Origin of the sequence: Marinifilum fragile JCM 15579 (assembly GCF_001310955.1) — a bacterium.
GTDB lineage: Bacteria > Bacteroidota > Bacteroidia > Bacteroidales > Marinifilaceae > Marinifilum > Marinifilum fragile.
Map to the genome: position 1 here is coordinate 1 of NZ_BAZX01000037.1, position 13,088 is coordinate 13,088.

Sequence of the window (13,088 nt, forward strand, 5' to 3'; positions counted from 1 at the left end):
TTAGTTGTAGTATTTTTATTGAATGTTTCTTTTGCTTTTATTAATTCTTGTTCAATTTTGTCATCATTAGGAAACAATACTTCTTCAGGCATTGGTTGAAAATATTTATCCCAAAAATCCCCCTTTGTGTTATCTAAATAAAATTTTGCAACCATTCTATTGGCCAAGTCATCTCCATTTGTTTTTGTAGGTCTAATAGGATATTTTCCAACTAAAAATCCTTCTTGATACCTTGGTCTTAAAGCATTAGTTTGAATTATATTTTGAAGTTTAATAAGTACAATTCCCAAGTCAGAATAATACGATATGCTTTGATTTGGATAAGGAAGTCCGAAAACATAAAGGTATCCAGTCTGCGATTTTCTTAAAGCAAAAGTAGCTGCAACTCTAAGTGATTGTGTAATATCTATAAATGGAGTTGGTAAAATCTCATAATGCTGAAATAATGAATAATAGTATTCATTAAAATGACTACCTCTTTTGCCTTTAACTAAATCAATCATCTCAAAAAGATTTTCATACCTTTTTTCTATCTGACTTGTCTTTATGGAATACTTAAGACTTCCATCTTGTTTTTTTTCAGGTCTACAAATTGATGGATAAATTGTGGATTTTGCTTTTCTGTCACTATAATAAACAGCTTGATTATTTTTATAGTCGTTTTCTTGTCCTCTATAGAACATGTCAAAGTTCTTATTGCTGATTGTAACATGAGCAACTTCATCCATTAACTGTCTAAATGTATTTACTTCATAACCTTCACTCGCTCTTATTCGGTTAACAGTTGCATCTAAACGCTCCCAAACAATTTCATTTTCATAACTAATATTCCACCATTCTTTCCCATCGCCTTGCTTTATTTTGCGAATTGTTTTTTGAAATGGTGAAAATAATTTTCCTTCTATTGGTTGCATATTTAGTAATCTCCTTCCTTTATATTACAGCTAACTTGTAAATAAACACAATTGCGTTTATTTCGATTATATCTTAATTAAAATGTGTGTTTATATCCCATATAGGCATATAATGCACAACGAGTTTTGTTTCCGCTCGTCAATTTACAAAACAATAATCCTTTTACAAAGGCTTTTATATTGTTATTTATACCAGATGAGGAAGTTGGATGAATACCAATAGCGAATGTATTGGCTTCTGAAATAGGTTGGGGTAGTGCCTGGAGTAGGTCCACCAAGTGATTTTATCCATTTGTATAACCTATTACAATAGGTCTATCAACCTGTTTTACCCATTTAGCCAACCTATTTTAATACGTCTACCAACCTATTCGAATAGCTTAGGGAAGTGTCTCGAATAGGTTTCATAACCTATTTTACCCATTTGTATAAGGTATTTTAGTACGTCTACCAACGTATTTTAACACGTTGGGTAACGTATTAACTTAGGTTAAGTAGAGGTTCTGTAAGGTAGGAAATATGGTATTTTTTGATGTAATTGACTGTTAATTAGAATGGGGCCAACACAAAACCCCATTTTCTTTATTCTTCAGTTTGATCTTCCGAAGTACTTCCATTTTTTCTTGGGAAATACTTCTTCAGTTCATCGTATACCGGAATGGCAAATTCCTCTTGCTCGTTGGCATAATAACGCACCGAACGGTAAAAAGCCATTGAATCCTGGTAGTTGTCGTAATCCAATAGGATCTTTGTATCCTCCAGTTGTCTTTTTACCGATTCGAGGCGCAAGAGAGTTTTTTCAATAAACACCCTGGCGTCGTAATCATGCTGAAACTCTTCCTTATTCACAAAAGCAGGAATTAACCGTTCGTTTTGTTCCATAAGGGTTTTACACTTGTTTACCAGTAATTTGTTGGTGTCTTGAATAGAACCATACTGTTGTCTGTCTTCAGCATTAAGGTTAGGTGCATTCTTAGCAGCAAAATCTTCAAGTGCGCTAAGGTTGGTTTCCAATGCTGTTTGTTCTTCGGTAGTATATACTACCTGAATTACATCATTATTCTTCATTTTAATTAAGTTTTAAAAGTTCACTAAAGATTGGGTGGTTAATCTCAATCTCTATTGTTGAAATCATTTTTCGAATACATGAGCTAGTGGGAGATACTCATTGTGTTGATATTCGATTGGTACGTTGGGCAATTAAAGTTAAATAAATAATTCAGTGTTCAATAATCAATAATAAAATTTAGATGTAATCTGAATAATAAAAAATACTACTCAAGATTAGAGTGTTATGTGTAGGTGCGGTGTGAGTTGGGGGATTTAGTGGAGGGGGTCACTTTAGGAGTTGTGGTAAGATATTGGGATTTTATGTTGGTATTTTAAAGTGTGCTGAGAAATCAACTATCCCTTCTCCCCAAAAACTTATAATACTGAATCAATAGCAAGGAAATGCCACTGCAAACGGCATAGCCCGCAAAAACAGGTAGGGCCGTTACATCAATAAATCGGCCAATAAAGGTAGCAATGGGTACTGCCATCACCGTTCCGATAAAGCCAAACAGGGCGGCTCCAATACCGGCAATGTGTCCCATGGGTTGCATGGCCAGTGCGTTGATGTTTCCGAAGATGAAGCCAACACAAAATAGCATGATCACAAAAAACAAAAGGAGAATGCCAATATCAGGATTAGGCTTACCGAAAAACAAGAGTACGTAGCTTGAGGAAATACAGAAAAGGAGAGTGGTAAAGCTTTGGGCCAGCTTTAGCATGCCAAATCGAAGTACAAAGCTTCCATTTAAAAAGGTGGATAGGCCAATTACAACGGCAATGCCTGAGAAGATAAAGGGAAACTCTTCCACCAATCCGTATTGCTCCTGGAAGATCTGCTGACTGGAACTCAAATACACCATAAAGGCCGATAGGATTAATCCAGACATGAAGGTAAAAATTACGGATTGTTTGTGTTTGGTAAACTCCTTAATTCCATTGGAGAAAAGCGATAGGGTCAGCTTCCTTCGGTTTTCAACTTTGAGGGTTTCTTGCTGGCGTTGCCACAACCACAGAATTACAAACAGGCCAAATAGCAACTGGCTCGAAAAGATGGATTCCCATCCAAAGGTGTCAAGCATTAGCTTGCCAAAGGAAGGGGCCACAATGGGCGCCAGAATAAAGATTACCGTAACAAAGGACATGATTTTGGCCATGTAATCACCCACAAATCGGTCGCGCACCATGGCGGTAGCAACGGTTCGGGGTGCTGATAGACCAATTCCCTGTAGAAAACGTCCTGCAATCATCATCTCCATGCTCGAAGCGTAAATGCAAAGCATGCTCGAAAATGCAAATAGCGAAAAGCCGATGTAAATGGTGTTTTTACGACCCAGACTATCCGACAAGGGACCCGAAATCAATTGACCAAAACCCATTCCCAAAAATATCATCGTAATCAGCAACTGATTGTTCTTCGGATCGCTTATGCCAATGGTTTTGGCAATTTCGGGCAAGCCAGGAAGCAAGGCATCTATCGATAGAGATGCCAGTGACATCAAAGAGGCCATGATGATGATAAATTCGGTATCTGATTTTCTTTTGATCTGCATGCTATGGTTTTGAAATGATAGGTGCTACAATTGATCTTTGGGCTGAATCAACAATAGAAAATTGGGACACGAAGATATAAATTTATGCCAAACATTCGGCTTTGCATTATTCTTACACAAAAGTGGCAGGCAAGTCATATCTGCAGATTATGAATCGATAAAAGCCATTTGTACCTTCCCGTCAAATGGCTTTTGTTGCTATTTTATACCGATTGTTTAATGACTACAGCGGTATAATACCAAACACGAATTGCAAAGCGTGAATGGTATTATTGGCATTTCAAACTGACCTATTTCTTGGCTTTGATTTTTTCATTAAAGAAATCAATGGCAATTTGATTTACAAGTTTGCCTGATTTGCCAAATACATAATGTCCCGTATTGGGAAGAATACACAACTGAGCGTTCTCTATATCGCGGTATATTTCAAGGGTGTGTTCTTTTTTAATTGAATCTTTGTCTCCAAGCATGATCATTGTAGGGACTTTTATCGATTGAACCTTTGTTTGTGGAATATAGATTTCTGTCAGCCACATCTTTTTGGTATTCTCTAAATATTCATCAATTTTTTCGGGTTGCGATAGCAGAGGCAAGTGGGTTTTCATCCACCAACCATCCTTGTCTTTTGCCCAGTCTATTAACCCATTATTGGTCCAGTCCAACAAATCTTTACTTAATCCATTGGTTCCGGTATTCACTCCAATGGCCAATAGTTTTTTTACTTTGTCAGGGCGATCAGCTGCAAGGTATAAGCCAATGATTCCACCATCGCTCCATCCCAGAATATAAAGGCTGTCGAGCTGCAGGTGATCTATAAATTGTGAGATGTAATCGGCCATAAGTGGATAACTCAAAGAATCAAGATGACTTGAGCGCCCGTGTCCCGGACTGTCAACCGCAATCACTTTAAAGTGCTCGGCCAATGTGGGAATACATTCCTGAAAGTTAATGATAGAACCTACGCCTCCATGCAAAAGAAGCAAGGGCGTTCCTTCTCCATAGGTTTCGTAATAAATTTGAGCTTCGTTTATGCTTGCGTGTTTTCCATTTGTGAGATTTGAACCATACTTTTCAGTTGGTGAATTTTGGGCATGGATTTCAGGCGAAATGAAAAGAATTAGAATGATAATAAGATGGTTTTTCATGGTGGAAGTCTTAGTTTTTTGGTTTTATATTGAATATTATAGTTAATCAAATCAATCGTAAATAAAATGAATGATGCTATTATTCATTACCTAAACTTTGATTTGCTCAAGCCGCATGGCTCATCTTTTTCCATTGATGAAAAAGGATGCAAAAAATCTAGGGCGTGTAAGCTTAAACTATTTATACTTGAAAACTTTAAGTGCGGCGGGGTGATCTTCGAACAAGTTCTTAGCTTCCCCGTCTTACTAAAAATTTTTCTGCGTCTAATTAGCTTAACCTTCCAATGCCCACTTTGGTCAGTCGAACAAGGTAAAGAATTTAAAGAATTACCCACTATAAATCATACAAAGCCTAATTTGTACTTGTATCATTTTCTACATAAACATGATTCCCTGATTCATGAGTATAGGTAATCTTCCATGCACCATTAATTTTCTTAAAAAGGAGTGTGATGCTAAATGGTTCTACTTTAATTTGATCGTCATTTTTGAGATTTACCTGAGCTTTTCCTCCCAAAGTCACCAATACGGTTTCAGCATCAAGTACCTCGATGATCGTTTCCGAATTATCAATGATCTGATTTTTTGATGATTCATAGTTGTTTTTGCATAATTCGTGGAATTCAGTGTAATCAGATTTGATACCATTGCTTATAGAAATGAAATCAGGCTGATCGGAATAGTATTCCATTACCTTTTCGTGATTTACCTCGGAGGCATCTTCAATAATTTGTTTGAGGAGTACCTGTATTTCCGATTTGATGGTTTCTATATTTTGATTGCTTAGCGAATCTTTTTTAGGAGTATCGCAGGCATAGCCAAATAAAAGGCCTGCAATAAGGGTAGTCAGAATTAATTTTTTCATGCTATTTGCTTTTATTGGTTATCAATTTCTTTTAAAAAATCATCTATTGCCTGTAGGTAAGGCTTAGGGTTGTCGTGCATGGTAATATGGGCAGCATTTCCAATTATTGTAGATTTGGCACCTGGAGTCAGGCTTTGAAAGTGTTTTAGAGTTGAAGGAAGCACTTCGTCAAATTCTCCACTAATGTACAGGCTTGGGATGCTAATACTTTGAAGTTGATTGATTCGATCGTAATTTTTCAGTGTTCCACTTGCTGTAAACTCACTGGGTCCCCACATGTAGTGGTAAATGTCCATATTTGCCCCGGCAATTGTGCTGTCCATATTCGAATCCCAGGGTAATTTTTTGGCTACAAACTTTCGGTAAAACATACCAATTGCCTCGTTGTATTCCCTGGAGTCGTAATTGCCGCTTTCTTCGCTGGTCTTAATTGCCATTTGTACTGAATCGGGTAGGGTTTGAATCAATTCATTGCAATCTTCCAGCCATTGGGGGATGCTTAATGCCGGACTTGCCAGAATCATTGCTTTTACTTGTTCAGGATGTTTGAGGTAATACTCCATGCCCAGGATTCCTCCCCAGGAATGCCCGTACAGGTAGAATTCTTTCAATCCCAGTCCATTCACAAACTGATGGACTTGAGTTACAAAAGTTTCGATATTCATTAGTGTTGTATCCGCGTGGCGATCGGATCTTCCACAGCCCAATTGATCCAGAAAAATGATGGGTCTGTTTTTGCTTAATTCTGCCAATGGGTTCAAGTAATAGGATGGATAACCGGGGCCACCATGCAGCAATACCAGTGGTGTTTCAGTTCCGCTTCCTACAATTTTATACCATACTTTTCCTCCAGTTACATCAATATATCCCTCACCGGAAGAGAGTTTTGTTTTCGGCTGACATCCCATAACAAGAACAGAAGCCAGGCCGAACAAAACCAATCTTAAAATCCATTTCTTCTTCATATCGCCATTGTTTTATTGATTATTACTGATTTCTTCAGGATGGAAACATTTTGCTTACTCTTGTTCCATCTCTATTTCTGCCTGAAGCTTGGTAAGGGAAGTTCGCTAACCGGAGCATCCCAAATCACCTGCCACTTTCCTTCTATTTTTTCCCACAAAACCATATAATTGCCTTTATCACTCATTTGAGGGATGGGAGAATTTTCATTGGGCGTAAATTCCAGACTATACTTTCCAAGTTCGACGGCTATGTTGCCGCTAGCTTTCACTTCTACAGCTTCCAACTTAAAATCCCAGGTTCCAAATTGCATCAATTCACCCCACGATTTCTTGTATTCCTCAGCACCCATTATGGGCTTTTGATTTGGAATCATTTGTATGGAATGCTTTGTGAAAAAAGTGGCAAGGGAATCAACCATTCCTTTTTTTGTAGAAGCCCGATATTCTGACATTCTTCTCGTTGATCAGTTTTTTGAGTGCCTCCTTGTCTACACTTTCCTTTTGTATGGAAGTATTGCATCCCAAGACTGAAAGGATGATAATTAAAACAGGTAGAAATCGTATCATCATTACATTGGTTTTAAGTTTTCAATCTAATTCTTCAGGAATTCCAAAACGGATTCTGTCTCACATAGTAATCGGCATTACAATTGGAGATAATACCGATTATTAATTCGTGTGAGCCATTTGTTCGTATTATTCCAAATGCCTAACCAATTGTATATCGGTATTTCAATTTAGTATTTCACAGTTTCGCTTAAGGCTTACTCTGAAATTTAAATGGTATAACAAGCTTGCGCAAGTAGGGAAGAGGTTTAAGAATCGTAAGCTTAAATTATTTTATAGTATCCGTTTCCATAGAGACGTTATCAGAAAAATAGAATTTGATTTTCAGTTTACCATCTTCCTTTACCATATATGCACTCTCGAACCACTCATATTTGTGATGTACTTTAGTAGTATCAAATTGCATGATAAAATTTCCGGTGTTGAATAAACTGATATGGGCAGAATTGATATCCGTTGAAATTTTAAGGTCACTCATTTTCCAGTCACTTTCGATAATGGGGAATGAGGCTACAAATTCCAGGAACTCTTCTTTATTCATCTCTCTTTGTGCTTCATAGATAATAAAATCCTTGGTGATATAATCATCTAATAATTCAGTGGTGTTGTTTTCTTTTTCAAAAGCTTCAAAAAAGCCTTCAATGGTTTTCATTACTTCCGATTCTGAGATTTTTTCTGGTTGAGGAGCACAACTCACCGCGATAACAATTAGTATAAACATTAGTTTTTTCATGGTGGATTTTCTTTGGTAATATACTAATTTAGTGAATTTTTAGATGATATAAAACTCTTAAAATCTATATGTTAACAAGGTGTATTGTATCATAATAATATATGAAGATTGATATGTTCTGAATTATTAGCTCGAGTAGATTCCTGCTTTCAAGCTTTTCATTTACACAGGCAAGGGATGGGGGGGTGTAATTCAGCTTATTACTTATTTTGCTCTTCGCTTTGATCCGTTTTCTTGAACCAATTCTTAGGATTGAAGTAGGATTTGTATTTCATAAAGAGTTCCTTACCTACCAATATTCCACCAGACCAAAACAGCACTTCCCCAATAATCATCGATACTGTGGAAAGGGTAATCTTGGTTTTGGCTTCCAGCTCCATAAAAGGGAATACAGGTATTATCAGAAAGAATGGGATGCAGAGAATGATCAGAATGATTCCCAATTTGATTTGCCAGTTCTTCTTTTTCATGCTGTTTGCTATTTGTTGGAGTATTGGTATTCAATATTGTATTTATCAAACATTTTGCTCAGGTACAAAGTGCTTCCTATCACTCCTGCATTTCCTTCCTGTCCCGAAACAATTCCCACTAAGTAGCCATTTTTATCAATTACGGGAGATCCGCTTGTTCCATAAGGTTTTGTATTGGTTTGCAAGGATTTGGTATAAAAATAATCTCCCAAATTCTTAATGCATTGTAGTTTTATGAATGTAGGCTTATGATTATCTGTTTGATTCATACTCCAACCAATTGCATATACAATCTCATTGGTTTTTACTTGTGAGTACCTGATCTTTAATGGATATAGTTTATCGTTTTGTTCTTCTAATTCAAATAGAATCCAATCTCGAACTTTTAATGTATTGTACTGATCGATTGCTTCGTTTGAGTCTTTGTTAATTAATTGTTTTAGTTTGACTGTTTTTGTTTTGTCATTCTTTGGGTACATGTTCCAATATTTAAACTTATCTCCCAAATCGATAGTATTTAGTCCAAGTTGGTTCTCAAAAACCATAAACAGATGTTTACAGGATAAAGCAAGTGTATCAGAACCAGTATTCACTAAAAATGAATTTGCAATATCGTAATAGGTAGTATCAGAAAAGCCAATTTCGTTGGTTAAAGCAAAATCTGGCCATGATTCAAGGGGCAGATCTGCCATGATTCTTTTTCAATTTTGGATGAATTTTGGCAGCTGAATATCAGTAATATAATTGCTGCCAGTAAGCTTGATTTATTCATTATGCTTTCATTAGGGGTACCTTCAACAATAGAATCTTTTTTAAGCAACAAAAGTTATATTTTCTCCAACACCAAAGCAATTCCCTGTCCAACGCCAATACACATGGTGCAAAGGGCATACCTGGCATCGGAATGGATCAATTGGTAATAGGCCGATGTGGTGATACGGGCTCCGCTCATTCCCAGTGGATGACCTAAGGCGATGGCTCCACCCAAAGGATTGATGCGTGGGTCATCATCTGCCAAACCAAGTTCGCGAGTGCAACCAAGAGATTGGGCAGCGAAAGCCTCGTTCAATTCAATAATATCCATATCATCCAAATGCAGTCCGGTAAGTTGAAGCACTTTTCTGGTAGCAGGAACGGGGGCCATGCCCATAATTCTTGGCAGAACACCTGCGGTGGCCATGCCCAATATTTTCACTTTAGGAGTGAGATGGTATTTTTCTACAGCTTGTTCGGAAGCCAATAGCATGGCTGCAGCTCCATCATTTACTCCCGAAGCATTGCCTGCAGTAATGCTTCCATTGGGTCCGGAAATTGATTTTAAACTTGCCAGTTTTTCCAATGAGGAAAGTCTTGGATGTTCATCGGTAGAGAAGAGGATGGGATCAGCTTTTCGCTGAGGGATTTCCACGGGAACAATCTCGCGAGCCAAACTTCCATTTTCCTGTGCATTGCGTGCTTTTTCCTGGCTCCATCGTGCAAACTTGTCTTGATCTTCGCGGGAGATTGAAAAATCGTCGGCAATGTTTTGTGCAGTTTGAATCATGCCTTCGGTACCATACATCTGGTCTAGTTTTTTATTCACAAATCGCCAGCCGATGGTGGTATCTTCCAGTTTGTGGGTGCGACCAAATGCTGTCTCTGCTTTTCCCATTACAAATGGTGCTCTTGACATGCTCTCCACGCCTCCGGCTATCATCAAATTTGCTTCCCCGGCTTTTATGGCCCTGGCTGCACTTCCAATAGCATCCATTCCCGATCCGCACAGGCGGTTGATGGTAGCAGCAGGAACCGTTTCAGGAAAACCAGCCAAAAGGGTAGCCATTCTTGCTACATTTCGGTTGTCTTCTCCTGCCTGATTGGCACAGCCCATAAATACGTCATCAATGGCAGCCCAATCCATTTCCGGATTTCGATTCATCAAGGCTTTTAGAGGAATGGCTGCTAAATCATCGGTTCGAACGGAAGCCAGTGTTCCGGCATATTTTCCTACAGGAGTTCTTATGGCATCGCAGATATAAACATTTGTCTTCATTGGGTTGCTTTTGTTGGGTGGTTAGCTATCAGAAAACGATTTTGGTTATTTGGCAAACTGATGAATCTCAGCTTTGTATTTCTTAAATCCATTGTATAAAGACTGAGAGAGACGATCTACTTCTACCTGTGTGATAGTGGTGGCAAGCATGCAAGCGAAGGTGTTGATCAGAATCAAGTTTTCGTGAAGGAAAAGATAATCGAGAAGGTCTACAACTACTTTTCTTTCTTCCGGTGCCTGATAGGTTTCACGGTAATTGCGTGGCTGTTCGTGGCGAAAATGTAAACGGAACATGGATCCTGCTCCCGTGATCGCGACAGGAACATCGGCCAATTGAATGGCTTCATGAATTTGTTTTTTTGCAATCTCTGCCATTTTATTGATATTCTCAACTGCCTGCCTGTCGTATAGCTGCATGGCTGTTTTTCCTGCAATCATGGTAACAGGGTTGGCCGAGAATGTACCTGAATGAGGCTGTTTAATTATTTTTCTCGTGGGGTCGAACACCGACATGATTTTTGCGCTACCAGCAATGGCGCCAACAGGAAAACCACCTCCTATGATTTTTCCGAGGGCAGTCATATCGGGCTTTACAGGATACAAATTCTGAGCTCCACTATAGGTTACTCGATAGGTTACGACTTCGTCGAAGACCAGAAGCACCTTGTTTTTTCTGGTCCAATTGTATATTTCCAGCAAAAACTTTTCCTCAATTGGATACATTCCAACCCGATGAGAAATAGGGTCAATCAATACGCAAGCCAGTTCACTTTTATTGGCTTCCAACAAATTGATGGTACGTTCAATATCGTTGTAAGGGAATACAATCACATCCTTTTTTACACTTTCGGGGGTACCATAGGTTACCGGAACCGAATTGGGCTTGTCGATATCACCCCAATTGTGAGGTTCTGCAATTTGGCTAATTTCCGCAAAATCGTAAGTGCCGTGGTAGGCTCCTTCAGCCTTGGCGATTTTAGGTCGGCCTGTATAAGCCCGGGCGGCTTTTATCATAGACATTACAGCTTCGGTACCTGAGTTCACGAATCTAATTCTTTCGAACTCTTTGTTTCTTTCCACCAATAATTCACCAAACTCTACTTCCACTTCACTTCCCAACGTATAGGCGGTTCCGTTTTGCATTTGTTCCGTAACGGTATCCACAATCACAGGATGAGAGTGCCCATGAATCAAAGATGCCATATTGTTGGCGAAATCAATTCGGGTATTGCCATCGATATCGGTTACATAGCTGCCTTTGGCCTGAGCAACATAAAAAGGATGAGGACGGCGGAAAATGGTATTTCTGCTTACTCCACCGGTTATCACTTTTTTTGCTCTTTTGTAGAGTTTTAGGCTTGATTTATAATTTAAATTATCAGCATTTTCCATGATGATTTCAGAGTTTAGTTTATTGAAATAGTTTGGCTTCGGTATGTTTCTGTAAATATTCAAAATCAACATTGGGTCCTAGTTTTCTTACAAAAAGGCCTTCTTTTTTTACATCGATTATGGCCAGATTTGTATAAATGCTTTCCACAACGCCTTTTCCAGTTAATGGATAGCTGCATTGATTCAGGATTTTTGGTTTGCCATCTTTGGTATTGTGTTGTGTAATTACCAGTATTCTTTTTACTCCAGCCACCAAATCCATTGCTCCCCCTACTGCAGGTATGGCATCTACAGCACCTGTTGACCAGTTGGCCAAATCCCCATTTTTAGAGATTTGCATGGCGCCCAAAACGCATACATCAATATGGCCGCCTCTAATCATGGTAAAGCTATCGGCATGATGGAAAAAACAAGCACCGGGTATGGTAGTCACAGGTTTTTTTCCAGCATTTATCAATTCAGGGTCTTCTTGTCCGGCCATTGGTACAGCTCCCATTCCCAGCAATCCATTTTCAGTCTGGTAGATCAATTCACGACCACTGGGAACAAAGTCCGCCACCATTTCTGGCATGCCAATTCCGAGGTTCACATAGGAGCCATCGGGAATGTCCATCGCTACATTTTGAGCCATTTCCGTTTTGCTCCAGCCAATTTTTAATTGTTTTTCTACCATGGGTACGTAAGTTTTTGTGCCACCAAATCAGATTCATGGGCAGGATTGGAAACTTCGATAATATGATTTACAAAAATTCCTGGTGTTACCACGATTTCGGGATCTATGATACCTGCCTCAACTACTTTTTTCGCCTGAACAATGCTTGTAGTGGCGGCAGTACACATGACGGGGCCAAAATTGCGTGCGGTGGCATGATAGGTTAAATTGCCATAACGATCGGCCAGTTCGCATTTTACCAGAGAGAAATCGGCTTTAATGCCTCTCTCCAACACATATTCTATTCCGTCAAAAACTCTACATTCCTTGCCTTCTGCCAAAGGAGTATTTACCGAGGCAGGAGTGTAGAAAGCTGGAATTCCAGCTCCACCGGCTCTAATTCTTTCCGCTAAGGTGCCTTGTGGTACGAGCTCCAATTCTATTTCTCCGGCATTGTAGAGTTCTGGAAATACGGTTGAGTTGGCAGTTCTGGGAAAAGAACAAATCATTTTTTTCACTCTTCGTTGTTCAATTAAGGCAGCCAGTCCCACATTTCCACTTCCGGTATTATTGCTCACCACGGTCAAATCTTTTGCTCCCTGATCGATCAAGGCATGAATCAATTCAATGGGGCTGCCAGCTTCGCCAAAGCCACTAATCATTATGGTAGCTCCATCGTGAATGTTTTGTACGGCTTCGGCTAGTGATTGTACGGTTTTGTTAATCATAGAACAGAAATGGTATGGTTTG

14 protein-coding genes are annotated in these 13,088 nt (G+C 38.9%); all 14 read right to left on the reverse strand.

The features are described 5' to 3' along the window. Nucleotides 1-914 (reverse strand): FRG domain-containing protein (locus JCM15579_RS17875; RefSeq protein ID WP_054722330.1); only part of this gene is annotated, 914 nt, incomplete at its 3' end. Between the two features lie 582 nt (nt 915-1,496). Then, a complete protein-coding gene (locus tag JCM15579_RS17880; protein WP_054722332.1) occupies nt 1,497-1,982 on the reverse strand; it encodes a hypothetical protein in 486 nt (161 codons plus the stop codon). 332 nt (nt 1,983-2,314) lie between these two features. Then, nucleotides 2,315-3,517, reverse strand: coding sequence for a multidrug effflux MFS transporter (locus tag JCM15579_RS17885; protein WP_054722334.1), 1,203 nt, complete (start codon nt 3,515-3,517; stop codon nt 2,315-2,317). Between the two features lie 290 nt (nt 3,518-3,807). Beyond that, nucleotides 3,808-4,662: an alpha/beta fold hydrolase gene (locus JCM15579_RS17890; RefSeq protein WP_083464755.1), complete on the reverse strand. Its 855-nt coding sequence runs from the start codon at nt 4,660-4,662 to the stop codon at nt 3,808-3,810. A 352-nt stretch (nt 4,663-5,014) separates the two neighbouring features. Beyond that, nucleotides 5,015-5,527: a nuclear transport factor 2 family protein gene (locus JCM15579_RS17895; RefSeq protein ID WP_054722336.1), complete on the reverse strand. Its 513-nt coding sequence runs from the start codon at nt 5,525-5,527 to the stop codon at nt 5,015-5,017. Nucleotides 5,528-5,538: 11 nt separating this feature from the next. Further along, nucleotides 5,539-6,492 (reverse strand): proline iminopeptidase-family hydrolase, encoded by a 954-nt coding sequence (locus JCM15579_RS17900; RefSeq protein ID WP_054722338.1) that lies wholly within the window; start codon nt 6,490-6,492, stop codon nt 5,539-5,541. 71 nt (nt 6,493-6,563) lie between these two features. After that, complete coding sequence (locus JCM15579_RS17905; protein WP_054722340.1) at nt 6,564-6,944, reverse strand: YybH family protein; 381 nt, start codon at nt 6,942-6,944, stop codon at nt 6,564-6,566. Nucleotides 6,945-7,327: 383 nt separating this feature from the next. Beyond that, the gene (locus tag JCM15579_RS17910; protein ID WP_054722342.1) at nt 7,328-7,792 is read right to left on the reverse strand and encodes a hypothetical protein; all 465 of its coding nucleotides are present in this window, start codon (nt 7,790-7,792) and stop codon (nt 7,328-7,330) included. 200 nt (nt 7,793-7,992) lie between these two features. Further along, nucleotides 7,993-8,262, reverse strand: a complete 270-nt coding sequence (locus JCM15579_RS17915) for a transporter suffix domain-containing protein (RefSeq protein ID WP_054722344.1) — start codon at nt 8,260-8,262, stop codon at nt 7,993-7,995. An 8-nt stretch (nt 8,263-8,270) separates the two neighbouring features. Beyond that, the gene (locus tag JCM15579_RS17920) at nt 8,271-8,954 is read right to left on the reverse strand and encodes a S1 family peptidase (protein ID WP_054722345.1); all 684 of its coding nucleotides are present in this window, start codon (nt 8,952-8,954) and stop codon (nt 8,271-8,273) included. A 134-nt stretch (nt 8,955-9,088) separates the two neighbouring features. Next, nucleotides 9,089-10,294: a 3-oxoadipyl-CoA thiolase gene (gene pcaF, locus JCM15579_RS17925; protein ID WP_054722347.1), complete on the reverse strand. Its 1,206-nt coding sequence runs from the start codon at nt 10,292-10,294 to the stop codon at nt 9,089-9,091. Nucleotides 10,295-10,339: 45 nt separating this feature from the next. Further along, on the reverse strand, nt 10,340-11,686 hold the full coding sequence (locus tag JCM15579_RS17930; protein ID WP_054722404.1) for an aspartate aminotransferase family protein: 1,347 nt from the start codon (nt 11,684-11,686) through the stop codon (nt 10,340-10,342). Nucleotides 11,687-11,705: 19 nt separating this feature from the next. Further along, nucleotides 11,706-12,359 carry a 3-oxoacid CoA-transferase subunit B gene (locus tag JCM15579_RS17935; RefSeq protein WP_054722349.1) on the reverse strand — a complete coding sequence of 218 codons (654 nt, stop codon included), beginning with the start codon at nt 12,357-12,359 and terminating at the stop codon, nt 11,706-11,708. Then, nucleotides 12,353-13,066, reverse strand: a complete 714-nt coding sequence (locus JCM15579_RS17940; protein WP_054722351.1) for a 3-oxoacid CoA-transferase subunit A — start codon at nt 13,064-13,066, stop codon at nt 12,353-12,355. Before JCM15579_RS17940 ends, JCM15579_RS17935 begins: the two co-directional genes overlap by 7 nt. Between the last annotated feature and the right edge of the window lie 22 nt (nt 13,067-13,088).

Coding starts and splice junctions, on each gene's coding strand:
- JCM15579_RS17880 (WP_054722332.1), bottom strand. CDS start 1,982: ATGAAGAATAATGATGTAATTCAGGTAGTATATACTACCGAAGAACAA.
- JCM15579_RS17885 (WP_054722334.1), bottom strand. CDS start 3,517: ATGCAGATCAAAAGAAAATCAGATACCGAATTTATCATCATCATGGCC.
- JCM15579_RS17890 (WP_083464755.1), bottom strand. CDS start 4,662: ATGAAAAACCATCTTATTATCATTCTAATTCTTTTCATTTCGCCTGAA.
- JCM15579_RS17895 (WP_054722336.1), bottom strand. CDS start 5,527: ATGAAAAAATTAATTCTGACTACCCTTATTGCAGGCCTTTTATTTGGC.
- JCM15579_RS17900 (WP_054722338.1), bottom strand. CDS start 6,492: ATGAAGAAGAAATGGATTTTAAGATTGGTTTTGTTCGGCCTGGCTTCT.
- JCM15579_RS17905 (WP_054722340.1), bottom strand. CDS start 6,944: ATGTCAGAATATCGGGCTTCTACAAAAAAAGGAATGGTTGATTCCCTT.
- JCM15579_RS17910 (WP_054722342.1), bottom strand. CDS start 7,792: ATGAAAAAACTAATGTTTATACTAATTGTTATCGCGGTGAGTTGTGCT.
- JCM15579_RS17915 (WP_054722344.1), bottom strand. CDS start 8,262: ATGAAAAAGAAGAACTGGCAAATCAAATTGGGAATCATTCTGATCATT.
- JCM15579_RS17920 (WP_054722345.1), bottom strand. CDS start 8,954: ATGGCAGATCTGCCCCTTGAATCATGGCCAGATTTTGCTTTAACCAAC.
- pcaF (WP_054722347.1), bottom strand. CDS start 10,294: ATGAAGACAAATGTTTATATCTGCGATGCCATAAGAACTCCTGTAGGA.
- JCM15579_RS17930 (WP_054722404.1), bottom strand. CDS start 11,686: ATGGAAAATGCTGATAATTTAAATTATAAATCAAGCCTAAAACTCTAC.
- JCM15579_RS17935 (WP_054722349.1), bottom strand. CDS start 12,359: ATGGTAGAAAAACAATTAAAAATTGGCTGGAGCAAAACGGAAATGGCT.
- JCM15579_RS17940 (WP_054722351.1), bottom strand. CDS start 13,066: ATGATTAACAAAACCGTACAATCACTAGCCGAAGCCGTACAAAACATT.